The organism is Devosia limi DSM 17137, assembly GCF_900128975.1.
GTDB lineage: Bacteria > Pseudomonadota > Alphaproteobacteria > Rhizobiales > Devosiaceae > Devosia > Devosia limi.
On record NZ_FQVC01000018.1, the window covers coordinates 1 to 23,144 of the forward strand.

General features: G+C 59.9%; 26 protein-coding genes, 1 tRNA gene and 2 pseudogenes. 23 read left to right on the top strand and 6 right to left on the bottom strand.

Annotated features, from left to right (window positions below):
- Window positions 1-682: 682 nt before the first annotated feature.
- On the bottom strand, window positions 683-1,597 hold the full coding sequence (locus tag BUA69_RS19340) for a LysR substrate-binding domain-containing protein (protein ID WP_046134542.1): 915 nt from the start codon (window positions 1,595-1,597) through the stop codon (window positions 683-685).
- Window positions 1,598-1,690: 93 nt separating this feature from the next.
- On the opposite strand from BUA69_RS19340, the gene BUA69_RS21120 reads away from it, so the two are divergent.
- Window positions 1,691-1,834: a hypothetical protein gene (locus tag BUA69_RS21120; RefSeq protein ID WP_160300113.1), complete on the top strand. Its 144-nt coding sequence runs from the start codon at window positions 1,691-1,693 to the stop codon at window positions 1,832-1,834.
- Window positions 1,835-1,929: 95 nt separating this feature from the next.
- Window positions 1,930-2,346, top strand: coding sequence for a hypothetical protein (locus tag BUA69_RS19345; protein WP_046134541.1), 417 nt, complete (start codon window positions 1,930-1,932; stop codon window positions 2,344-2,346).
- Window positions 2,347-2,577: 231 nt separating this feature from the next.
- On the opposite strand, the gene BUA69_RS19350 is transcribed toward BUA69_RS19345, so the two are convergent.
- Window positions 2,578-3,447 carry an extensin family protein gene (locus tag BUA69_RS19350; protein ID WP_160300112.1) on the bottom strand — a complete coding sequence of 290 codons (870 nt, stop codon included), beginning with the start codon at window positions 3,445-3,447 and terminating at the stop codon, window positions 2,578-2,580.
- A gap of 130 nt (window positions 3,448-3,577) precedes the next feature.
- Here BUA69_RS19350 and lepA point away from each other — a divergent pair, with 130 nt between their 5' ends.
- From lepA to BUA69_RS21380, 16 genes and pseudogenes are all read left to right on the top strand, one after another.
- Window positions 3,578-5,383 carry a translation elongation factor 4 gene (gene lepA / locus BUA69_RS19355; protein ID WP_046134540.1) on the top strand — a complete coding sequence of 602 codons (1,806 nt, stop codon included), beginning with the start codon at window positions 3,578-3,580 and terminating at the stop codon, window positions 5,381-5,383.
- Window positions 5,384-5,405: 22 nt separating this feature from the next.
- Window positions 5,406-6,104: a hypothetical protein gene (locus BUA69_RS19360; RefSeq protein WP_046134539.1), complete on the top strand. Its 699-nt coding sequence runs from the start codon at window positions 5,406-5,408 to the stop codon at window positions 6,102-6,104.
- A gap of 270 nt (window positions 6,105-6,374) precedes the next feature.
- Window positions 6,375-6,614: a type II toxin-antitoxin system Phd/YefM family antitoxin gene (locus tag BUA69_RS19365; protein ID WP_046134538.1), complete on the top strand. Its 240-nt coding sequence runs from the start codon at window positions 6,375-6,377 to the stop codon at window positions 6,612-6,614.
- A gap of 120 nt (window positions 6,615-6,734) precedes the next feature.
- Window positions 6,735-7,304 carry a hypothetical protein gene (locus BUA69_RS19370; protein ID WP_046133459.1) on the top strand — a complete coding sequence of 190 codons (570 nt, stop codon included), beginning with the start codon at window positions 6,735-6,737 and terminating at the stop codon, window positions 7,302-7,304.
- 327 nt (window positions 7,305-7,631) lie between these two features.
- Window positions 7,632-7,835 carry a hypothetical protein gene (locus BUA69_RS19375; RefSeq protein WP_046133458.1) on the top strand — a complete coding sequence of 68 codons (204 nt, stop codon included), beginning with the start codon at window positions 7,632-7,634 and terminating at the stop codon, window positions 7,833-7,835.
- Between the two features lie 94 nt (window positions 7,836-7,929).
- Window positions 7,930-8,409 carry a glutathione peroxidase gene (locus tag BUA69_RS19380; protein WP_046133457.1) on the top strand — a complete coding sequence of 160 codons (480 nt, stop codon included), beginning with the start codon at window positions 7,930-7,932 and terminating at the stop codon, window positions 8,407-8,409.
- Window positions 8,410-8,602: 193 nt separating this feature from the next.
- The gene (locus BUA69_RS19385; protein WP_052950309.1) at window positions 8,603-9,220 is read left to right on the top strand and encodes a DUF1236 domain-containing protein; all 618 of its coding nucleotides are present in this window, start codon (window positions 8,603-8,605) and stop codon (window positions 9,218-9,220) included.
- A 98-nt stretch (window positions 9,221-9,318) separates the two neighbouring features.
- Window positions 9,319-9,777, top strand: coding sequence for a Crp/Fnr family transcriptional regulator (locus tag BUA69_RS19390; protein WP_046133456.1), 459 nt, complete (start codon window positions 9,319-9,321; stop codon window positions 9,775-9,777).
- A gap of 86 nt (window positions 9,778-9,863) precedes the next feature.
- Window positions 9,864-10,019, top strand: a pseudogene (locus tag BUA69_RS21370) (YegP family protein); the annotation flags it as partial.
- 12 nt (window positions 10,020-10,031) lie between these two features.
- A complete protein-coding gene (locus BUA69_RS21375) occupies window positions 10,032-10,232 on the top strand; it encodes a YegP family protein (protein ID WP_244468673.1) in 201 nt (66 codons plus the stop codon).
- A gap of 79 nt (window positions 10,233-10,311) precedes the next feature.
- Window positions 10,312-11,112, top strand: a complete 801-nt coding sequence (locus tag BUA69_RS19400; protein WP_046133454.1) for a transporter substrate-binding domain-containing protein — start codon at window positions 10,312-10,314, stop codon at window positions 11,110-11,112.
- Between the two features lie 163 nt (window positions 11,113-11,275).
- Window positions 11,276-12,091: an amino acid ABC transporter permease gene (locus BUA69_RS19405; RefSeq protein ID WP_046133453.1), complete on the top strand. Its 816-nt coding sequence runs from the start codon at window positions 11,276-11,278 to the stop codon at window positions 12,089-12,091.
- A gap of 82 nt (window positions 12,092-12,173) precedes the next feature.
- Window positions 12,174-12,698 (top strand): CreA family protein, encoded by a 525-nt coding sequence (locus BUA69_RS19410; protein ID WP_046133452.1) that lies wholly within the window; start codon window positions 12,174-12,176, stop codon window positions 12,696-12,698.
- A gap of 143 nt (window positions 12,699-12,841) precedes the next feature.
- Window positions 12,842-13,045 carry a hypothetical protein gene (locus BUA69_RS19415; RefSeq protein WP_046133451.1) on the top strand — a complete coding sequence of 68 codons (204 nt, stop codon included), beginning with the start codon at window positions 12,842-12,844 and terminating at the stop codon, window positions 13,043-13,045.
- Window positions 13,046-13,214: 169 nt separating this feature from the next.
- Window positions 13,215-13,850: a peroxiredoxin gene (locus tag BUA69_RS19420; protein ID WP_046133450.1), complete on the top strand. Its 636-nt coding sequence runs from the start codon at window positions 13,215-13,217 to the stop codon at window positions 13,848-13,850.
- 162 nt (window positions 13,851-14,012) lie between these two features.
- The gene (locus BUA69_RS21380; RefSeq protein WP_046133449.1) at window positions 14,013-15,800 is read left to right on the top strand and encodes a hypothetical protein; all 1,788 of its coding nucleotides are present in this window, start codon (window positions 14,013-14,015) and stop codon (window positions 15,798-15,800) included.
- Between the two features lie 54 nt (window positions 15,801-15,854).
- On the opposite strand, the pseudogene BUA69_RS21385 reads toward BUA69_RS21380, so the two are convergent.
- From BUA69_RS21385 to BUA69_RS19440, 3 genes and pseudogenes are all read right to left on the bottom strand, one after another.
- A pseudogene (locus BUA69_RS21385) lies at window positions 15,855-16,157 on the bottom strand (MmcQ/YjbR family DNA-binding protein); the annotation flags it as partial.
- 121 nt (window positions 16,158-16,278) lie between these two features.
- The gene (msrA, locus tag BUA69_RS19435) at window positions 16,279-16,935 is read right to left on the bottom strand and encodes a peptide-methionine (S)-S-oxide reductase MsrA (protein ID WP_046133448.1); all 657 of its coding nucleotides are present in this window, start codon (window positions 16,933-16,935) and stop codon (window positions 16,279-16,281) included.
- A gap of 36 nt (window positions 16,936-16,971) precedes the next feature.
- Entirely contained in the window at window positions 16,972-17,295 is a 324-nt protein-coding gene (locus tag BUA69_RS19440; RefSeq protein WP_046133447.1) for a hypothetical protein, read from the bottom strand.
- 216 nt (window positions 17,296-17,511) lie between these two features.
- Here BUA69_RS19440 and BUA69_RS19445 point away from each other — a divergent pair.
- The 5 genes from BUA69_RS19445 to BUA69_RS21585 all read left to right on the top strand — a co-directional run bounded on the left by BUA69_RS19445 (window position 17,512) and on the right by BUA69_RS21585 (window position 22,464).
- Window positions 17,512-17,601, top strand: a tRNA-Ser gene (locus BUA69_RS19445).
- 125 nt (window positions 17,602-17,726) lie between these two features.
- Complete coding sequence (locus BUA69_RS19450) at window positions 17,727-18,602, top strand: phosphoribosyltransferase-like protein (protein WP_046133446.1); 876 nt, start codon at window positions 17,727-17,729, stop codon at window positions 18,600-18,602.
- 2 nt (window positions 18,603-18,604) lie between these two features.
- Entirely contained in the window at window positions 18,605-20,473 is a 1,869-nt protein-coding gene (locus tag BUA69_RS20675) for an ORC-CDC6 family AAA ATPase (protein ID WP_052950308.1), read from the top strand.
- Window positions 20,451-21,398, top strand: coding sequence for a hypothetical protein (locus BUA69_RS20840; protein ID WP_143154598.1), 948 nt, complete (start codon window positions 20,451-20,453; stop codon window positions 21,396-21,398). The genes BUA69_RS20675 and BUA69_RS20840 overlap by 23 nt, the downstream gene beginning before the upstream one ends.
- A complete protein-coding gene (locus BUA69_RS21585; protein ID WP_046133445.1) occupies window positions 21,361-22,464 on the top strand; it encodes a methyltransferase in 1,104 nt (367 codons plus the stop codon). The genes BUA69_RS20840 and BUA69_RS21585 overlap by 38 nt, the downstream gene beginning before the upstream one ends.
- Here the strand turns inward: BUA69_RS21585 and BUA69_RS19465 are convergent.
- A complete protein-coding gene (locus BUA69_RS19465; protein WP_072866644.1) occupies window positions 22,357-23,007 on the bottom strand; it encodes a recombinase family protein in 651 nt (216 codons plus the stop codon). The genes BUA69_RS21585 and BUA69_RS19465 overlap by 108 nt on opposite strands.
- Between the last annotated feature and the right edge of the window lie 137 nt (window positions 23,008-23,144).

Here is a 23,144-nt window from a genome sequence, read left to right on the forward strand (position 1 = left end):
CAAGCCTGGCCAGGCGCCGCGCCAGATCAGCCAGCTCGCCGGGGCTAGTGCCGCAGCGCAGATGCGTGCCGGCTGGATGGATGTGGATGTCCAGATGGGCTTTGGAAACGTCGATGCCGACGAAGCCGGAGTGTACTAACATGGCCTTGCTCCCAGGCTTGTGGTGCGGGCGAGAGCCCAATCAACCGTTCGGGGTCAAAGGGAGCAGGCAGGGCCTTGCTTGACCGCGGCTGTCAAAAACCAGCCCGTAAAGACGGCCTCCTGCCTGCATCAGCCGGGATGCGCATCCCGGCTGATGCGCCAAGTAAACCATATTCCCTCCACACAAGCCCGCGGGCAGCCTGGCTGGCCCACCAGCCCTCGCCCACCCACCGCGCTGCCCACGGGCTCGACCGTGGGTCACTATCCGCAAACACCACACCCTCCGCCGTCCCGCGCCCATGAGTGAAGGCTGGGCTGAGTCGTTCGAACATCCAACATCACTGCCGTAGTGGGGGCTGTCGCCGACCCGCGGGTCAAGCCCGCGGGCAGCCCGGTGTACGGCTGGCCCACCAGCCCTCGCCCACCCACCGCGCTGCCCACGGGCTCGACCCGTGGGCCACTATCCGCACGCACAATCCCGCCATCTGAGCGCGAATGGCTGGCTAAAGTGAGCGCTGGGAGTTCATACGATCCACCCCCCTCACCCCCGCGACTGGTTCACATAGCCCATCGCCGAAGCCGGCACTTCTTCCGCCAGCCATTCCCGGAACGCCCGCGTCTTGCGCGGCTCGCGCCGGCCCTTTGCCGTCACCAGCCAATAGCCCTGCGGTCCCTCCACCGACAGGTTGAACGGCCGCACCAGCCGACCATCGCTGACCGCGTCGGCGCTCATCATGTCGGCGGCCATCAGCACGCCCTGTTCGGAAATCGCCGCGTCAAAGGCCAGCGAGGCGTCGGTATAGATCGGCCCGCTGCTCAGCGTCACGCTGGGGTCGAGTCCCGCCACCGCCCGCCAGGCATCCCAGCTCAGCATTGTCGTCGCATCCTGGATGATCGGCACATGTGCCAGATCCGCCGGTTTCTGCAGCCGGGGTGCCACCAGGGGCGCACAGACCGGCTGATAGGTTGTGCCCCCCACCAGTTCGGCCGAAACGCCCGGCCATGGCCCCAGCCCGAACCGCACCCCGCAGTCGATATCGGGCCGCGACAGGTCGAGCATCGCCGCCGTTACCGTCAGCCGCACTTCGATATCGGGATGGCGCGCGGTGAATTTGTTGATCCGCCAGATCAGCCAGCGCGAGGCAAACACGCTCCCCACCGTCAGGTTGAGGACGCTTTCGTCGCTGCCCTTGAGGCTCGCCAGCCCATCCTGCAGCGCCGAAAAGCCCGCCGTCAGCTGCGGCAGCGCCTGACGCAGGATCGGCAGGGGCACGAGGCCCTGCGGCGTGCGCTCGAACAGCTCCATGCCCAGCCGCTCCTCGGCCCGGCGCAAATGCTGGCTGACCGCACCCACGGTTACGCCCAGTTCTTCGGCTGCCGGCGCCAGGGCGCCGCGTCGCGCCACGATTTCGATGGCGCGCAGCGCATTGAGCGGAATGGGAAAGGGATTGACCATATAGATTTTCTATATCTGTCCGGATGCCTTGTCCATTGCAACCCGCCGGGCGAAAGCGCATTTTGTAGTCATGACCTGAAAGGAGGTCACAAAATGTCCACCATGAATAATCTGTTCAAGCGCCTTGCCGCTGTCTTCGTTCCGGCTGCGCGCCCCAGCATCGATCCCGACGCCCTCAGCCTGCAGCAATGGGCCGATCTGCCTGCCCACCACCCCCGCCGCGACCGCGCCGCTTAGGCGGCGCCGTGCTCAAGCCATATTCGGGGTCTTGAAGGAACGGGAATGAAACGGTCGGCGTTGCGTCGGCGCGTTACCCTTCCAAGGAGATCCATATGGCTCGCTCCCCCCTGGCCCTCGCTGTCCTGCTTGCACTTGTCGGCACCACTGCCGCCTTTGCGCAGGCTGCGGCCCCGGCTGCGCCAACCGTCCCCGCCGCCCCCGAAATTTCGATTGATCCCGCGGCCGGCCTTGCCGCCGCCACCGATTCCACCGAAGTGCTCACCGGCCTCTACGCCACCAGGGCCGTGATCGAGATCTGCGCCATCGAGGTGCCCGAAGCCACCACTACGGCGATGACCGCCGACCAGATCCGCTTCGAGCGCAAGATGGGCTGGGATCCGGCCACGGCGCTCCAGGCCTATGGCGGCATCAAGGCCTCGGTCCAGTCCACCAATCCCGACTGCACCGATGGCAGCCCCGACCGCCAGGGCGTCGATGCTGTCCTATCCGTCTATGCCGGCGCGCAATAGCCGGCAGAACGACAGCCCAACCCCCGGAGTCATTCCCGCGCAGGCGGGAATCTCCTTCCTTTTCGGTTTCACCCTTACCTAGAATGTCATTCCCACCCGCAGAGTCATTCCCGCGCAGGCGGGAATCCATTCTTTCTTCTTGGCCGCATGACGAATGGATTCCCGCCTGCGCGGGAATGACTCAGTGACTGGCAATGACCGTGTGATGACCGGGCGCGCCTTCGCCCCCCCTCACTCACAAATCCGCGCCGTACAACTCTGCCCGTGGCAGCCCAGGTCCAGGTGCAGATGGTCCTCGTGGTCCGCATTCGCCTCCGGCCCCAGCACGGTGGTAAATCCCGTGCACGCCGCATCATGGGCAAAGCGCAGCAGCCGCCCCTTTGGCGCCGCCGCCGGCAGCCAGTCCGCCTCCAGCGCAATGGTCTCGCCATTGGCCAGCGTGAACCCCACCACATCGATCGCATTGGCAAAGCCATGCTCGGAGGTGAAGCCGCTGCTGGCATTGTTGCGGTTGCGGCACATATGGCTGGTGCCGATAGTGATGCTGTCGATCCCCGCATCTGCTGTCGCCAGCGCATAGAGGTCCACCGCCTCCACCCAGGCGGGCAGGGCGCTGGCCATGTCGCAATTGGTGATGATCGGTGTGCTCGTCGCCACCATCCGCCCCCGGCTCAACACCCCGGTGACGCGGATCGGCGATCGCTCCCCGCAAATCCCCTCGGCCAGTGGCGGCAAGGCTTCCGCCTCCACCAGCCCCATCAACACCGCCGGACACGCCGTCTGATAGACCCGTGCCTCGGCCGCCGGCTCCGCCTCCACTGCCGGCTCCGCCTCCGCCGCCGGTTCCACCACATCCGCCGCTTCCGGCCGTGGCCGCGGCAGGGGCGTCGCTTCCGCAGTCGGCACCGCTTCCGCATCCTCGGCTGCGTCCGGGCGCGGCAATGGTTTTGGCGGTGTCTCCTGGACCCTATCGACCGCCGGTCGCTGCGGTTCTTGCGGCGATAGCGCCTCGATCATGCGCTCGAACGGCGCCAGAATATCCTGGCCCAGCGCGGGCGTGGCGCAACTGGCGAGAATGGCGAAGGGCAGGGCTGTGAACATGCGCATGCCCAGCCAACGCACCCCCTGTTGATCGGTTGCGTGCACATTATTGTCGTTTACACTGCAATCGTGCGGTTTACCGGCGATAAACCATCTTTGCGGCCCTCTGCGCTTCTGCTATCAGCGCCCCATGACAACGCCGCTTTCCCACATCCGCAATTTTTCCATCGTCGCCCATATCGACCATGGCAAGTCCACCCTGGCCGACCGGCTCATCCAACTGACCGGCGGGCTGGACCTGCGCGAGATGAAGGAGCAGGTGCTCGACTCGATGGATATCGAGCGCGAACGCGGCATCACCATCAAGGCGCAGACCGTCCGGCTGACCTACAAGGCCCAGGACGGCGAGACCTATATCCTCAATCTCATCGACACGCCCGGCCACGTCGACTTCGCCTATGAAGTCTCCCGCTCGATGGCCGCTGTCGAGGGCTCGCTGCTGGTTGTCGACGCCTCCCAGGGCGTCGAGGCGCAGACGCTCGCCAATGTCTATCACGCGCTCGATGCCAATCACGAGATCGTCCCCGTCCTCAACAAGGTCGATCTCCCGGCGGCAGATATTCCGCGCGTCAAACAGCAGATCGAGGACGTCATCGGCATCGATGCGTCCGAGGCGCTGGAAATCTCCGCCAAGACCGGCATCGGCATCGACACCGTGCTCGAAGCCATTGTGCATCGCCTGCCCGCCCCCAAGGGCGATATCACTGCGCCGCTCAAGGCGCTGCTGGTCGATAGCTGGTACGATACCTATCTGGGCGTCGTCGTGCTCGTCCGCATCATCGATGGGGTGATGAAGAAGGGCCAGAAGATCCGCATGATGGCCTCCGGCGCCGTCTATGAGCTGGATCGCGTCGCCGTCAACACGCCCAAGCTGGTCGAGGTCAAGGAATTGACCCCCGGCGAGCTCGGCGTCTTCACCGCCTCGATCAAGGAAGTTGCCGATACCAATGTCGGCGATACCATCACCGATGACCGCAAGCCCACGGCGCAGGCCCTGCCGGATTTCCGCCCGGCCCAGCCCGTGGTGTTCTGCGGCCTGTTCCCGGTCGATGCCTCCGATTTCGAAGAGCTGCGCGCCGCCATGGGCAAGCTGCGGCTCAACGATGCCAGCTTCTCCTATGAGATGGAAACCTCGGCCGCGCTCGGCTTCGGCTTCCGCTGCGGCTTTTTGGGCCTGCTGCATCTCGAAATCATCCAGGAACGGCTGAGCCGCGAGTTCAATCTCGATCTGATCGCCACCGCCCCCTCGGTGGTCTACGAGATCGCGCTGACCTCGGGCGACACCATCATGCTGCACAATCCGGCCGATCTGCCCGATGTGATGAAGATCGAGGAAATCCGCGAGCCCTGGATCAAGGCAACGATCCTGACGCCCGACGAATATCTCGGCTCGATCCTCAAGCTGTGCCAGGATCGCCGCGGCATCCAGCGCAATCTGAGCTATGTCGGCAATCGCGCCATGGTCGAATACGACCTGCCGCTGAACGAAGTGGTGTTCGATTTCTACGACCGCCTCAAGTCGATTTCCAAGGGCTATGCCAGCTTCGACTATACCCTGGCCGATTACCGCCCCGGCGATCTGGTCAAGCTGTCGGTGCTGGTCAATTCCGAGCCGGTCGATGCGCTCTCCATGCTGGTCCACCGCACGGTGGCCGAAAGCCGTGGCCGCATCATGTGCGAAAAGCTCAAGGACCTGATCCCGCCGCATCTGTTCGTGATCCCGATCCAGGCCGCCATCGGCGGCAAGATCATCGCCCGCGAAACCGTTCGCGCCATGCGCAAGGACGTGACCGCCAAGTGCTATGGTGGCGACGCCACCCGCAAGCGCAAGCTCCTGGACAAGCAAAAAGCCGGCAAGAAAAAGATGCGCCAGTTCGGCTCCGTCGAAATCCCCCAGGAAGCCTTCATCAAGGCCCTCAAGATGGGTGACGACTAAGGGCCTATAGGGCGGAGAATTTTTGGATCAGTCATCGACCGAAACGTTTGACCTCGAAGCTTGTCTAAGCAGGATCGAGCACGTTTCGGCCGAGCTCTGGAAAATTCCTGTCGCCTACTTCGGTCCGCAAGGCTCCAAGATTCCAGATATTGGCTGGTACGTACTGGCTGCTGTCAAAAAGACAGCATCTTTGTCCCATGCGTTTTGCGCTCTGATACGCGCCAAGAACACGCTTGCAGCGGCATCACTCATCCGGCTGCAGCTCGACACGGCGATGCGCATATCCGGTTTGGCGCTGGTCAACGATGTCGAGGCTGCCGGCACGCATTTGATGAATGATGGGAGCTACCGGAAGCTTCGGTCACGCGATAACAAGCCGCTGGACGATGCAGTGCTTCATCGCAGATTGGATGAATACTATCCTGGATTGACCAGTGTATATGAGGCGACTTCCTCATATGTGCATCTCTCAGCATCACACATCAAAACGGGGCTATCTGAGCCCGGAGGGACGCCTACGCTGTTCTTCCACCTGAAGGGCACCGACGACGCACAACCCGATGAATACTTCGCTCACATGGTGGACTCGTTCGCGCAAGCGACAGAATTAACAGCTGAAATGATTGAAGATTTTATGCGGTTTCGCTACGCGCATATCTTCAAAATCCACCCGTCCACTGAAGGTCATACCGACGGGGGCCGCAGTCCATCCTGCGCTTAATGCTCGAATGCAGAAAGTGCGGACGCGGTGGATCCGCCGCAAGTTGGGGCCCATATTCCCATCCACCGCGAGCCCGCATTCTCCAGTCACTGCCTAAAACCCAGCAGTTGCCGCGCCGGCGATGGCTGCCCCCTCGCGGTGTCATCCCGGCGCAGGCCGGGATCCATGCTGAAGGCCCTCAGCAGCATCCAGCGCAAGGGTAAGGCACAGTCTCCACCCTGCTCTCCTGCGTCCAAAATGGCTATATTAGCCATTCTGGAGGTCCGAAAAATGTCCACCATCACCGCTACCAACGCCAAGAACAAGTTCGGCCAGGTCCTCGATCAGGCCCAGCATGAGCCGGTGCATGTGCAGAAAAATGGTCGCGATATCGCGGTGGTCGTTTCGGCCGCCGAGTATCAGCGGCTGATCGCAGCCAGTGCCGGCAGCAAGGTCAGCCCGCGCGTGCAACAACTCCTCGCCGAAAGCATGGAGCAGCGTCGCTCGGTTTATGAAGCGTTGGCCAAATAGGTTCACGAGGCCCAGACTGTTGCGCACCCACATCGCACCGCGCTAGCCCACCTAATCCCCGCCCCCACCACCCTCCCGCATACTCCTTCCCAACCCTGTTCCCGGAAGGAGCCTAAGACCATGCCCATCACCGCCCGCACCGCTGCCCGCCACGAGGCCGTCTATCTCCGGCTGCAGGCGCTGCTCACCCAGACCCAGGCCATTGCCACCAGGCGTCCCGAGGCGCTGTTGCCCGAGGCGACGCGGATCCTGGCCGAGGGGCTGTTGTTCGATGCGCGCCCCTTTCTGTCCGGCGCCCGCAGGCGGCGCGACTGGCCCGCGGTCGCCGTTGATCAGGCCGGGCTGGCGGTGCAATTGGGCCAGGTCCTGGCCGGGCTCGATGCGTTTGAAATCGCCCATACCAGCTGGAATGCCAAGCTGGCCTGCCTGCTCTGGTCGGTTTCCGATGCGCGGGACCTGCCGGTGCGGCGGCTGCGGCCAAAGCTGGCCGTCGTCGCGGCCGACAATGCCCATATGCGGCTGTTGCGCGACAAGCTGGCGCGACGCATCGATGAGCGGGCCCGGGGCACTTACGAGCGCGGCTACCGCGATGGCCAATTGCAGGCCCGCGCCGGCCTTGGCGCCGGTGCCGATCCTGATGCGGATGCGGACGAGCCGCAAACTTATCCCCGCCTGCGCCTGCCGGGCTAGACTGGCCCGGTCAGTTCCGCTGGGACGGGAGTTGCAACGACCAGCTGCGGAACGATGGCCGGGAGGGTGGGGGAGTCGGACCCCGCCTGGGTCCAGGCCTGCTGTGTTGGCCTAAGCTCAAAAGGTCGGCCGCAGGCTCGTTCCAGAAAACCCGGCGCCCCGAGGCGCTCTGTGTCTCACTCTATACCTATCCAGGGACGCAAGGCGTCTCGGGGCCCCGTTCACTGCTCTCCCCGGAGGCGTCCGCGCCGTCCGGCGCTCCGGCTTGCCACGCCGCTGCCGCTTTCCCGCGCTATTTCCGCCTTCCCCAGTTTGAAGGACTATTCGATGAAAAAGCTTGTTCCCGTTGCGCTCGTTGTTATCGCCGGCTTTTCCCTTACCGCCTGCACCTCCAGTCAGCGCACCTTGACCGGTGCTGCCGTGGGTGGTGCGGCGGGCGCCGCACTCGGTGGTGCCGTGGGCGGCTATGGCGGTGCCATTATCGGTGGCGCCGGTGGCGCGGCCGCCGGCGCGGTGATCGCCAACAATTAGGCGCGGCGCGCCGCTATCGGGCCGGGCGGGCTGGGCGGCGGCGCCCGCCCGGTCTATCCTGGCTGCATTGCCATTACCTTGACGGACCGATTTGATGACCAGTCTCGCCGATTTCACCCTGCCGCTGCTCGAGGGCACGCCCCAAAGCCTCGCCGATTACGCCGGCAAGGTGGTGCTGGTGGTCAATGTCGCCAGCAAATGCGGCCTCACGCCGCAATATGCCGGGCTCGAGGCGCTGTGGCGCGAATTGGGGCCACAGGGCCTCGTCATCCTCGGCTTTCCCTGCAACCAGTTTGGCGATCAGGAGCCGGGCAGTTCCGCCGAGATCGCCCAGTTCTGTTCGGCCACTTATGACGTGAGCTTCCCGGTCTTTGCCCGCATCGAGGTCAATGGGTCCGATGCCCATCCCCTCTATGTCTGGCTCAAATCCTCTGCCCCCGGCATTTTCGGCTCCGAGGCGATCAAATGGAATTTCACCAAATTCCTCATCGGCCGCGACGGTCTGGTGGCCGAGCGTTTCGCCCCCACCACCGAACCCGCCGATCTCGCCGCCCCCATCCGGGCGCTGCTCTGAGCGCGGCGCCCACCGGGGCAATGGCGCTGTGGCCCCAGTGCCACAGCATCGGCCGCTTTGTCGCAGCGCCGGAACGAACCTTTCAACCACCCGTTGGTCTGGCACGGGGCGGAAAACGATGCGCGGTCCATCCCCTGGATCAGCGCTTCCGCAAACCGAATGGCCCAGCCATTCCCTTGAAAGGACAATTACAATGAACACGATTCTCAAGGCCTCCATGGCCGTGCTGACGCTCGCCATTGCCACCCCGGCCTTTGCCCAGGGCACCGTCGATGCCAATGCCTCCATTGGCGCCACCAGCGGTGGGGCTGGCGGCGCGGCACTCGGCTTTGTCGTTGGTGGCCCCATTGGCGCAGTCATTGGCGGCTTTGCCGGCGCGGTCCTCGGTGCTGAAGTCGGCGTTGCCGCCACCACGGTCGAGTTCGCCGCCGCCAATCCGGTCGAGCCGATCTATCTCGATGGCGCCGCTCTGGGCGCTGTCGTTCCGGCTGATGTGACCATTTACCCGGTCGAGGGCGACGAGCAGTATGGCTATGTCTATGCCAATAACCGCGTCTGGATCGTCGATCTGCAGAGCCGCGCCCTGGTGCAGTCGCCGGGCTATCTGGTGCCCCAGACCGCCGCTGATTACGCCATCGGCAATCCGGTGACCTCGGCCACCGTCGAGGGTGACGTGGTCGTCGGCTATGTCGTGCCCGAAGGCGTCGAACTGGTCGCCGTGCCCGAAGATCCCACCTATTCCTACGTCTATGTCAACGATCGCCCGGCCCTGGTTGATAACAGCACCCGCGCCATCGTCTGGATCAACTAGTCCCACCGCATGCCGCCGCCCGGTTCGCCGGGCGGCTTCGCTTTGACCATTCCGCCGCTTTGGGCAATATAGGCGGCGCTGCGGGCGGAGGGGCTGGCATGGCCGACATTCTGGACTATTGCGAAGGGCTGGAGATCGTCAGCTTCAAGCCGGGGCAGGAAATCCTGGCGGAAGGCGAGCGACTTGGCCGGCTCTATATCCTGGTCGAGGGGCAGGTCGAGGTGATCCGCGAACGCACCCAGGTCACCCATGTCGATGAACCCGGCTCGATGTTCGGGGAGATGTCGGTGCTGCTCGACATGGCCCACTCCGCCAGCGTCAAGGCGCTCTCGGCGGTCAGGGCCTATGCAATCCCCGATGCGCTGACCTTCCTCGACAAGCGCCCAGAATTTTCGCTGCATATCGCCACCATGCTGGCGCGGCGGCTCTACTACACCACCTCCTACCTGGTCGATCTGCAGCAGCAGGCCGCCGGCAAGCGGCAGGACCTTGATCTGGTCGATCAGATCCTGGCCGCGCTGGTCGAGCCGCCCAAGACGGAGCGACCCGCCAAGTAACGGCTTCCATTTTTCTGCTGTGACGATAGTCTCTTGCCTGCAAAGCGGCCGGGTCGCGGTCGCTCCTTTTTGGGAGGCCGTGCGTCATGGCGCATAAGTTCAAGATCACCCCAGCCGCGAACGATTCTTTCAAGTTCGCCTTTGTCTACAATGCCGAATCGATCGTCTGGTCGGAAAACTACAAGGCCAAGGCGAGCGCCAAGGCCGGTATCGACTCGATCAAGAAGAATGCCCCTGGCGCGCCGACGGTCGATCTGACCAAGGACGAGACCGGCAGCGGCTATCGCTTCGAAATCGTCGGCTCCAAGGACGGCCAGTTCTTCGTGCGCTTTGTTGCCTCCAATGGCGAAACCATGGTGCGTTCCGAAACCTACAAGGCCAAGGCCAGTGCCGTGAACGCCATTGAATCGGTCAAGAAGAACGGCCCCGACGCCGAAGTCGTCGACGAAGCCTGATCGCCAGCAAATCCTGGTTTCCAAGCACTCCGTGTCTGGTCTAGTCTCCCGGCAAAACAATCCGGGAGACTGCTGCCTCATGTCATCGATCCGCCATCTCTTCGCCGCCGCTGCAGTTACGCTTGCCCTTGGTGTTGCTGCCCCGCAGGCGCAGGACCTGCCCGATCTGGCCGGCCGCACCATCGTCGCCGTCACCGAAAACGCCTATGTACCCCTGAACTTCGCCGATCCTGCGACCGGGCAGGGCGTGGGCTTTGAATATGACCTGTTCAACGAGATCGCCAAGCGGCTCAATGCCAAGGTCGATTGGCAACTCGCCAGCTGGGATGTGATGATCCAGGCGGTGCGCGATGGCCAGTTCGAAGTCGGCATGGATGGCATCACCATCAATGACGAGCGCAAGGCGCAGATCGATTTTTCCGACAGCTACCTGACCTCCCAGCAACTGATGCTGGTGCGCGCCGACGAAACCCGTTTCACCGATGCGGCCACCTTCGCCCCCAATGCCGATTTCCTCGTCGGCGCCCAGGCTGGCACCACCAATTTCTACGTCGCGGTCTATAATGTCCTCGATGGTGACGAAGCCAATCCGCGTATCAAACTGTTCGATACGTTTGGCGCTTCGGTCTCGGCGCTGCAGTCCGGCGATGTCGACACTGTGCTGATGGATCAGACCTCGGCCAATGGCTATATCGGCGCCAATCCCGGCGCCTTCAAAGTCGTCGGCACCCCGCTCGGCGCCGAGGATTTCGGCTTCATCCTCACCCCCGGCTCCGATCTGGTCGCCCCCATCAATGCCGCCCTCACAGCCATCAAGGCCGACGGCACCATGGACCAGCTGCAGCAGAAGTGGTTCTACGAATACAACGCCGCGCAATAGCGCCGCCGAAATCCCTCAGCCGACACCTTCTCCCTTGCGGGGAGGGATCAAGACTGGGGGATGAGCGCCACAATCGTGGGGCTTCCAGCCCCCCCTCCCAGCCTCCCCCGTCGCGGGGGAGGTACCGCTCCGTGACTGCGGACGAACCGGTACCAAGCGCCGCATGACCTACACCCCCCGCAAACCCTCCGCCCTGTCCCGCACCCCCTGGTGGCTCGTCGCCATCGGCCTGCTCTTCGTTGTCGGGCTTTGGGCCATCACCGCCGATGCCGGCTATGCCCAGATTTTCCGCGCGCTGTCGGGCGGCGTCACCACCACCATCTGGGTCACTGTGATTGCCTTTTCCGGCGCCACAGTGCTGGGCCTCTGCATCGCGCTGGCCCGCACCGCGCCCAATCGGGTGCTGCGCGAGATCGCCACCTTCTACGTAGAGATCATCCGCGGCATACCCCTCCTGGTCTTCCTGTTCTACGTCGCCTTTGTCGGCGCGCCCTGGGTAGTTGGGGCCGTCAATACATTGCTCACCCCGCTGATTGCCGCCGGCTGGCTCGAACCGCTCACCGTGCGCAATTTCGACTTCGTCTGGCGGGCCATCCTGGCGCTCACCATCTGCTATTCCGCCTTCATCGCCGAAATTTTCCGCGCCGGTATTGAATCGGTCGACAAAGGCCAGATCGAAGCGGCGCGCGCGCTGGGCCTATCGCGCTGGCATTGCTTCCGCTTCATCGTCTTCCCCCAGGCCCTGCGCACCATCCTGCCACCCCTGGCCAATGATTTCGTCTCGATGATCAAGGACTCGGCGCTGGTTTCGGCGCTCGGCGTGCAGGACATCACCCAGTTGGGCAAGGTGCTGTCCTCCAGCTCCTTCAAGTTCTTTGAAACCTACAATGTCGTGGCGTTTCTCTATCTCACCATGACCATTTCACTGTCGCTGCTGGTGCGCCTGCTCGAGCGCTATCTTCGCCAGGAGCGGCGCTGACAATCGGTGCCTCCGGTCATCGCCAAGCCTTGTGCGCTGGGCTAGGGTCCCTATCTATCATCGGCCCAATCAAGGACTTGCCATGAACCGCTTCGCCCGCCTTGCCCTGCCTGTCGCGCTCGTCGCCTTCCTCGCTGCCTGTTCGGACTCGCGCGAAGTTGGCAATGTCGGGGTCGATTGGACCGGCAATGACATCTCCATCGAAGCGGTGGCCGATCCTGAGGTCGGCGGCGTCATCTGCCATCTCGCTTATTTCAATCGCGGCCTGATCGATCGCCTGCAGCAGGGCAATTGGTTCGAGGATCCCTCCTATTCGGCGCTCGACTGCACCGCCGTCGGCCCCATCACCGTTGGCGATATCTCGACCCGTGCCGGCGGCGAGGAAATCTTCCGCGAGGGCCGGTCCCTGATCTGGAAGTCGCTACGCGTCACCCGCATCTATGATGCCAAGAACAATGCGCTGATCTATCTCGGCCATTCGCGCGAAGTGCAGCAGGGCTCGGCCAAGATGTCGCTCTCGGTCGTGCCGCTCACCATCGGCCAGGTCACCTGGGAACGCGGCGCCCCGCCCAATGTTTCGGCCGCCCAGCCCGCCGCCGTGCAGTAAGCCCGGCCAATTGCCGGTCATCGACGGCGAGCCAGAAACCGCTAATTGCATATTGATTAGAACTTAATCGACGTACGGAACTTTCCGCACATCGCTTGCGCGCATCATCGTCCCGTCTTTGGCTCATCTGAGGGATGGGACTAATGGGGCGATGGATCGATCTGGTCTCGGCGAATGCCGCTGAACTGCTGTGGATCGGCAGTGGCGTGTTGGCGATCTATCTGATCGCCCGCCTGCTCAAGGCCCATCCACTCTTGGCACTGACCATTGCGCTCCTGCCCCTGGCCGTGGCCTATTTCTTTTATCACCCCGCATCGCCGAGCCACTTCATCGCCATGATGGGCTGACGCGCTTCCGTCGTCATGCTGCGCCCATGACGGCCCTTGGAACGCCATGCCGTGCTAACCCAGCAAAAGATAAAAAGAATTTGCGGCTTGGCGCTTCTATGCGCCATCGCTAGTACGATACTCTGTAACCAACGGAAACGCCCCGTCTGGGGCGAGCGAAGGACAAGCAATGGCAATTCTGATTGGCGATATCGCCCCCGATTTCACGGCCGACTCCAGCGAAGGCCCCATCCATTTTTATGACTATATCGATGGCGCTTGGGCCGTGCTGTTTTCGCACCCCAAGAATTACACCCCGGTCTGCACCACCGAGCTGGGCTACACCGCCAAGCTGAAGCCCGAATTCGACAAGCGCGGCGTCAAGGTGCTTGGCCTGTCGGTCGACAAGCTCGAAGACCATGCCGGCTGGGCCAGCGATATCGCTGAAACCCAGGGCGCTGCCCTCAATTTCCCGCTGCTCGCCGATACCAATGGCGACGTGGCCCGCGCCTACGACATGATCCACCCCAATGCCGATAATACCCTGACCGTGCGGTCAGTGTTCGTCATCGGGCCGGACAAGAAGGTCAAGCTCAAGATCGAATACCCAGCCTCCACCGGCCGCAATTTCGATGAAGTCCTGCGCGTCATCGATAGCCTGCAGCTGACCGCCAAGCATCAGGTCGCCACCCCGGTCAATTGGAAGGATGGCGAAGACGTCATCATCGTCCCGGCCGTCTCCAACGAAGCCGCCAAGGAGAAATTCCCCGAAGGCTGGAAAGAGCTCAAGCCCTACCTCCGCATCGTGCCACAGCCGCGCGGCTAGCACTTTCGCGCCATGACCTCCTGGGCGGCACACACGGTGCCGCCCATTCTTGTTTGTGGCCCGCTGCCCCACGCCATCCCGCCTCTATTCAGCCCATCTTAACAGCCCCGCTGCACTATCCCTGCGCTCGCGCCATTACGCGCCCCTGGATCCGCCTCCTGCATGACCTCCGGCCCTGTCAAACCCGCCAGTCTCAATCCCTGGATGCTGCTGGCGGTGTTCGTTGTTGCCGCCCTGACGCTGATCGCGCGGGCCCAACTGTCCGCGGGGCCGCTACTTGGCGATACCGATGATGCCATGCGCATGGTGGTGGTCAGGGACTTTCTGGCCGGGCAGGGCTGGCATGATCTGGTCCAGCACCGCCTCGACACTCCCTATGGTGCCGAAATTCACTGGTCGCGGCTGGTCGATGTACCACTGGGCCTGCTGGTCTTGGGTTTCCGCCCCTTGTTTGGCTCCGGGGCTGAAATGGCCGCCGCCTATGTCTGGCCGCTGCTGCTGCTCGCCGTCCTGCTGTGGGTCAGCGCCCGCCTGTCGTTGCGCCTCGTCGGCCCTGAAGCTGTGCTGCCGGCGCTGATCCTGCCGGTACTGAACCCGGCAATTGCCGCCGAATTCGTGCCCGGCCGCATCGATCACCATAATCTCGTGATCATCCTGACGCTTGCCACCGCCTGGACCAGTATCGAAGCGTTGCAGCGGCCGCGCTTTGCCCTTGCCGCTGGCCTGTTGGCCGCCACATCGCTGGCCATCGCCACCGAATCCATTCCCGCCATCGCCGCCGCTATTGTGGTCTTCGCCATGCTTTGGGTGGTGGACCCAAACCGCAGCACAACGACCCGCCTGTTCGGCCTCGCCTTTGCCGCTGCCACTCTGCTGCATCTCGCCATCGCGCGCCCGCCCGGTCGCTGGCTGGAGGCGGCCTGCGACATGATCTCGCCGGTCTATGCCGGCGGTGCGCTGGTCGTCGGTGTCGTCTTCACCCTGGTGTCACTGCTGCGGGGGCCGCGCTCACCCTGGTTGCGTCTGTTACTGCTGGGCGGATTGGGCCTGGGCGGGCTTGCCGGCCTGCTGGCGATCTATCCCCAATGCCTGGGTGGGCCCTATGCCGCGCTTGACCCATGGCTGCTGGCGAACTGGATTGATCGTATCGCCGAGGCCAAGCCCTGGCATGTCTCGGTAATCGATCTACCGGGCTATTCCATTGCCGTGGCGCTGCCAGTGCTGCTGGCGTTGCCGCTCTTGGTCGCTCGCCTGCTCTATGCCAGACACGATCGCGATGAATGGCTGGTCCTGTTGGCGTTTCTGCTGTTTGTAACCCTGGTCATGCTGGCGCAGGTGCGCGGGGTGCGCCTCGCCGCCATGCTCGCTGTGCCACCCGCTGCCTGGCTGATCGTCACCATCCGCCACCGTTATCTGGCCAACAAGCGCGGGGGCGACGCTCTGCTCCTGCTGGTGGCCTGGACCGTCCTGTCCGGCGTGGTCCTCGCGCCCTTGGTCAGTTTTGGCGTCGGCCTGCTGCCCGCCAGCAGCGTTGCGAAGGTACAGGAAGCGCGCGCCAGCAAACTGGCCTGTCTTGAGCCTGAAGCCTTTATTGATCTGCGCGGCCTGCCGCCCGAGCGCATCCTGACACCCATAGACCTGGGCGCCCACATGCTGCTCGAAACCCCGCATGCAGTCGTCGCCGCGCCCTATCATCGCAACCAGCGGGGCGTCCGCGCCGTCTTCGACTTCCTCAATCTGCCGATCGATCAGGCCCGGGACATTCTCGAAATGCGGGGGATTGGCCTCGTCGTCACCTGCCCCGCCATGCCCGAAATGCAGGGACTTGCCACCCGTGCCCCCGATTCTTTCATCGAGCTCGCCCGCCAAGACCTGCTTCCCCCCTGGCTCCGCGAGGTCAGCCTTCCGGATAGCCCGCTCAAGGTCTATGCCGTCCTGCCCCGCTGGTAGCCCCAGGTCCATTCGCACCTTGCGCGTCAGTTTCGCGGCTACCAGCCGATACGCTTCCCGCACATAACGGCCCAATTCCTCATCGCTCAGGGGCGCTCCCGCTCCCGCCCCCACCTGCACCCAGTGCGCCCGTGCCAGATACGGTGCCGGTCGCACCTCGGCCAGTTCGGGCAGCATTGCGAATGACAGCTCCGAACATTTGAAGCTCAGCGCCAGCGGCCCGCTCGTCTGCCAGCCCGATAGCAGCGCAAAAATCTTGCCACCCACCTTGGCCACGCTGGCATCGCCCCATTGCCGCACCAGCGTGGTGCCGGGCAGCGCCAGCACAAACGCCTCGAAGTCAGGCCGCAGCAGCATGCTGGCAGCTGTACTGTTATCGGTACTCACTCAAGTCCCGCCCACAATCAAAGGATGCCTGTCGGATGACCCGGACCAGCGTTGCGGTGGCGGTCTCTATCGATCCGATTGGGCAGATTGGTTACTGCGCGGCAACGCCGGTGCCGATCGGGCAACTGACGCCAGTGCCCTGCAGGCCACAATACCCCCGCGGATTCTTCGCCAGATATTGCTGGTGGTAGGTTTCGGCAAAATAGAACGGCCCGGCCTCGCCGATCTCGGTGGTGATCTCGCCCAGCCCGCGCTGGCGCAGCGCGCCCTGATAGGCCTCGCGACTGGCCGCAACAATCGCCGCCTGCTCTGGCGTTGTCGTATAAATGGCCGAGCGGTACTGCGTGCCGTGGTCATTGCCCTGCCGCATGCCCTGGGTCGGGTCATGCTCTTCCCAGAATGTCTTGAGCAACGCCTCCAGGCTGATCTTGGCGGGGTCATAGACGACCATCACCGCTTCGGTATGGCCGGTGCGGCCGGAACAGACCTCTTCATAGCTCGCATTGGGGGTGACGCCGCCCTGATAGCCCACGGCGGTGACGATGACGCCAGGCAGTTGCCAGAACAGCCGCTCGGCTCCCCAGAAACAGCCAAGGCCAAAATAGATGGTTTGTGCACCGGCCGGATAAGGCCCCTTCAGCGGCGCGCCGTTGACGAAGTGCTCATTGGCGACGCTCATCGTCTCGGCACGCCCCGGCAACGCCTCATCGGCACCGGGAATGGTTGTGGGCTTGGTCTTGAAGAACATGGTCAGGTTTCCTTTCAAAGCTGTGCCACGAACGGGTCAGAGCTGGTCAGCCTGCACATAGCGGTCGCGCCGCCGCGTCCGTCCGGCAACAATCATCACGATGGCCGGCAGGGCCAGCACCGCAAAGGCCGGATAGGTCAGTACGATCTCAAAAGCGCCACCCAGCAGGTCGGCAAAGAAGCGGCTATCGAAGAAGGCGCGCACGGCCTCAATGCTGGGGGCATGCACGTTGTCCCATGCATCGGCGAAGCTGGTCAGAACCACGCTGTTGGCAGCCAGTGATTTGGTTCCGTCAATCACCAGCAATACAAATGCCAGGCCCAGGAGCCAGGTTCCGACAATTCTCAAAACAAGCCGCATTGCATTTCCCAAGCGCCCGGAGAAGCTGAATTGGGCTCGCCCGTCCGGCCCCGACCGCACCCGCTTTGTGCCACGGTCCGGGGCTTTCTCACAAGATGGTAGGCGCCGAGCATAAAACAATCGGTATGCCATGCTTGTGATCACTTGCGCCCGCTCTGACGATGAGTATATTGCGCCGGCTCGCGCCGGGTTTTTCCACCGGCTCAAAAGCGACGCGGAGAGATGGCCGAGTGGTCGAAGGCGCACGCCTGGAAAGTGTGTAGGCGGGGAACCGTCTCAAGGGTTCGAATCCCTTTCTCTCCGCCATTATTCGCAAGCCATTGTTTTTATTTCGTTTTCTTGCTTTTTTGATTTCGCTGTAACCAGATTGTACCCATACTGTGCGGCATAGTAGTCACTCTTTGTCCTACCGGCTGCAGTGAGACCTTGACTTGAGCAGCACCGATCAAAGGCAGCACCTCTTATTCGAGCGTGAAACTCACTTTCGTAACTTCCAACTTTGGCCGCTAGCGAACAAGCTGGACCTGCGTCGGTGGCTGGGCAATTTTGAGAATGCAGAACAGGAGTTTGCTCTCAGATTAGCGAACGCGTTCTGCTATTTCTCGGATGACGCGGTGGATGCGCTTTTTAGAGCCTCTGTGCAGCGATATTTCAATGTTCTGGCTTCGCGGAAAACACTGTCGGCAACACAGCCTCTTCATCGGCTGGCGTTTGTGCCTGTTGAAGGCGAGACGCCGAATACCACCGATAGTGGTCATCTCTTCGCAAGACGGCTCAAAAAGAAGATGGGGGTACCGGAGGCGAGAATTCTCTACCCCGCTAACGTTATCCAGAGCCACTCCAACTATGACACCATCATTTTCGTCGATGATTTCGTCGGCAGTGGCAATCAGATGGAGGAAACTTTCCGTAGATCTTATGAAGGGCAATCCTTTTGGGAGCTAGCTCACTCTAGGCAGATGACCTTCGGATATTGTGCATGCGTGTTCACCGAGAAAGGGCTGAACAGATTGCGCACCAACCTTCCCATGCTTGATCTTTCTCCAGCTCACGTGACTGGAGAGGATTACAATCTTTCATTGCCTTCTTCTTCGTTCTGGAGTGGACTTGAACCGAGTGCGATAGAAGCGTTCCTCCGCAGCGCAAGCGCTAGGGCGGGCTTCACCAGAGAAGACCATTCCGAGGAAGATTGGCGCGGCTTTCATGGCTTGGGACTCGGTGTCGGATTTAGTCATGGGATTCCCGACGCAAACCTTGCGTTGTTTTGGTCCCAGCGGAACGACTGGAAGCCGCTGGTAAGGTGGTAGGCATGGACACAGATAGTGACAAAGCCCAGAACTTGCAGGAGCTGTTTGGCAGCTTTCGTGCTGAGTGGCTTGAGCACAGGTTATATTCGCTCTTTAGTGAACCTGAGTATTTCCCAACACTTCGCGATAAGCGTCCCTGCGCTTTGGTGGGAGGGAGAGGTTCGGGTAAGACGACTGTACTAAGGTGCATGTCTTACGAAGGTCAGTTTGCTCTATCCGGGGAGAGTATTGAGGCTTTCGACAAATCTGATTTTATCGGGCTATACTTTCGCGTGAACACCCCGCACGTAACTGCCTTCTCGGGGCCTGACCTTAGCGACTTGGACTGGCGGAAGCTTTTCTCACACTATATCAACCTGATAATTTGCGAACAAATTGCAGCATTTGCCTGTTGGTATTCCCATAAAGCCGATGAAGAACATCTACTGTCAGCTTCCGCCTGTCGCAGGATAAGTGCGACTTTAGGTGTCGCGGAAGTTGTCGGGGTGAAAGATCTGCTCGGCTCTATTCGCTCAGCGATACATGAAATCGAATTATACATTAACAACATTGACGTAAAGCGCCCGGCGCTGTCGATGTTGCAGCGTCCAATTGAACAATTCATCGCTGAATTAAGAAGTACGGACTACTTTTCGAGTAAAACTATCTATATCATCGTAGATGAATACGAGAACCTGCTTGATTATCAGCAAATAATCGTGAACACGCTAATAAAGCACTCTGGTTCTGGTTATGTTTTCAAATTGGGGGTTCGTGAACTTGGTTGGCGTACAAAGTCTACCCTTAACGAGAATGAACAGCTGATCAGCCCTGCCGACTACGAACTGATAAGTATAGAAGAAAGACTTGGCCCCAATTTCAGAGAATTTTCGAGGCGTGTTTGTGAAGCTCGTCTATCAGACTGGTATGCAAAGTATGGAATGCAGCACCTTGCTCTAAAGGATCTTCTCCCAAATCTAACCTACGAAGATGAGGCTATACGGTTAGGCGTAGTAGAGCAGGTCAAAGATATTAAAGCGCAGATGAAGCGTCTTACGCTTCGGCGGCCGCTGGAGGAGATACATCCTCTCGTTCTATTTGTGTTTCAGGCGCTCAATCCCGGCAATTTAGGCGCAGCCATTGCGGAAATTGCTGATTTTGCTGCAGGGCAGGTGGATAAAAAGGAGCGGTACAACAACTACAAATATGCGATGCTGTTTAAGATATCTGGCCCAAAGTCGGATATATCTAAGTATTATTGCGGAAATGCGGTTTTTGCTACCATTTCAAGTTCCAACATTAGGTTTTATCTTCAGCTTGTAGCTGAGAGTATGTCCCTTCAATTGCGATCCGGTAAAGCGGTTTCCGAGCCGATATCACCTGAGGATCAAACTAAAGCAGCCCGTGCAATCGGCCTGCGATACTTAAACGAGCTTGAGGGAATGACTGCAAGGGGGGCCCAGATAGTCAAGCTGCTGCTCGGATTCGGTCGTCTTTTTCAGATATTGTCTATGAATCCAATAGGTGGGAAACCTGAGTGTACTCAGTTTCAATTGACTCCTACCGGACGAGATGGCTCCAATTACGAAGCCGCCAAGTCGGTACTTAATCAGGCCGTCATGCACTTAGGATTCGTACGTCATCCTGGCACAAAGCTAAGCACGGTTGCCGACACGAGAGAGTGGGACTACTCACTTCATCCAATATTTGCGCCATATTTCAACTTCAGCCATCGCCGTAAACGCAAAATGGACGTTCGTGATATCGATGTGCTGGCGATGATCGATAAACCAAAGGATACCATCAGAGCACTGTTGAAGGACCGCTCTGATTTGGCCGAACAGGACGCACCTGTTCAGCTTCGGCTTTTTGAAGAATACCTTTCGGGCTGATGAAATGATTAGAGCGCTGCCCTCAAGGGTTTTTGACAGCCTCGCCGAAGTTCCCTTTGGAAGCGATACCGTTCTTATTCACGGCACGTTGGAAGACCGAAGTAAGTTGCCGGTTCATTGGAGCGGAGGCACGAGTAACTTGCATTCCGTAGAGCTAAGTGAAACAGGAAATTTGTTTGAATTTTTGCTGCAAAACAATGACTTGGTATCCACTAGAAGAAAATCATCCATCCTAAAGTTCTTGGACTCGGTTGGCGGCAATTCAATTTGTCTGGATATTACCGGCCTGTCCCACCACGTCTGGATGCCACTGGTAAAATTGCTAATCGATGAGCATAGAGATTTTCAGTGCATCTACTCTGAACCCAGAACGTATACTTCAAAGATGAACCCACGCCCCGGTGAGTTTTTCGACCTGAGCGAGCGTATTCGGGGCTTTTCCCCCGTTCCTACCTTTATCACAGTAGCAAACTTGGCTGAGTTTGATTCCTGCGTCGTGCCGCTGTTGGGGTTCGAGGGAACTCGGCTTAAGTACCTAATTGAAACGCTGCAACCTGAAGGAAAGAATGTATTTCCGGTTGTAGGTGTCCCGGGCTTCAAGTTGGAATACCCGTTCCATACTTACGAAGGAAACGCTGATGCTCTTGAATCTGATAGGGCATGGACAAACGTGGCCTTTGTTGATGCTGCATGCCCTTTTTCGCTGTTCCATTCATTGGATGACATTAAGCGCACGAGGAGTACCAGCCAGCTGAAGATAGCTCCTATTGGGACCAAGCCACATGCGTTAGGTGCAGCGATCTACGCGGTACGTAATCCAACAGCTGAGTTGGTGTACGACCACCCCATAAGAAAGAAAACGCGCAGTACTGGAGCTGGTAGATGTCATGTTTATAACGTCTCAGAGTTCATTCGATCGCTTTGAGTTGGACCGATTAGACAGGTACTACACTCCTAGTGTGCTTGCAGATCAGCTGGTCAGTCTCTGCCGGTGTGAAGAGGTAGAAAGCATCGCGGACTTCGCAGCCGGTGCAGGAAGTTTGCTTTTGGCGGCAAAACAGAGATGGCCCAACGCGTTGTTGTTCGCCAATGATATAGATAGTGCCGCGAATTCACTGCACAGTTCAGAGATACACAAGAAGGCTAACTTCAACTTTCTCTCTGAGGAATTCGTCGCTCCTCGTAGCGTGGGCCGCTTTAAATTGGTCCTCTTGAATCCTCCGTTCAGCGAAGTGAGTCGGTCGACCAGTGGAGACGTAGGCCCGAGCTGCAGCCGAGCACTAGCATTCGTTTTGAAAGCTCTGACGTTTTTGGCCGACGATGGTGAACTGATCGCTTTGCTGCCAAGCAATATCCTAACCAGCTTGAAGGATCGTGAGGCTCTCACCTATCTCCGTTCCGAGTACCGGGTGGAGGTCGTGCTGCCGCCAACCAGAGGCATGTTTGGCAGTGCTGACGTTTCCATCTGTGCCTTGCGGTTGTCCATAGTAAGCCACTTGCCACCACCTACGAGCTACCAGCGGAGCGTTGAAAAGGCCTCCAAAAGGTGGAGCATTGGTAGGGGCGAAGTGTCTGTTTCTAGGGCAGCTCGAAAGCGAACGGCTGGGGCTGGATGGGTTCACACCACAAGCATCGCTGATAATGATATCGTTCACCGCTATGAGGCAGCTGATCCGATAATGAAGAGAAAAGCCTGTCCGCATGGTTCAATTTTGATCCCGCGAGTAGGTGGATTTCAAAAGCAGAAAAGTGTTCTTTTGAGCAGTGATGTTTCGGAAGTAATTTCGGATTGCATAATTTGGATATGGCACGAGGACAGGGAAGCGGTGAAAGAGCTATTTAGCTATTTGAACTCACATCATGCTGATCTAGGTAGTCTGTATTCAGGTACGGGGGCTCAATTTGTCACGTATGAGCGGATCGGTATCTTTATCGACGATTGGTGTAACCAATCCATGTTCTTTAGCGATATTGAACACCGTTCCGACTGATATGCCGTGGCTGCTAGCGACCTTTCGATACGAAGCGCCCGAGTTAAGATCTTGGATGATCCAATGATGGTCGATACGGGATTTCGGTCTTCCTAGCGAAGTACCTGATTGCTTCGTCCTTGCCAGTCCAAGTTTGACCCGTTCCGAAATCATGCTCCGTTCAAATTCTGCGAATACCCCACACATCTGGTAAAGTGCCTTGCCGGAAGGAGTTGTTGTGTCGAGGGCTTGTTGGTGTAAGTACAGATCGACACCATTGGCATGCAGATCATCCAGCGCTTGCACCAAACTAGCTAGGCTACGACCCAACCTAGACACATCCCAAGCCATGATTACATCAAACTTTGCCCTGACTGCCTCCTTAAGCATTAGATCGTAGGCTGGTCTTTTGTCTCGCCCTTTTGCTCCGCTGATCCCTTGGTCCTCATAGACAGCTACTACTTTCCAATTTCTAGAGACCACAACTCTCTCAAGTTCGATGCGCTGATTATCCGTAGTCTGCTCTTTTGTGCTTACTCGCAGATACAACACCGCCCGCTTCATCGGCTATCTCCTGTTCAATAATCAAATGTTATTTGAACAGATAAATTGACAGCGTACAAGTGAGGGTTTGTGGTGTTATTTCGAGGGTGAGGTCGGGAGGGTTTTTTGAATGGCGCTAGCCGTCAGTAACCACCTTA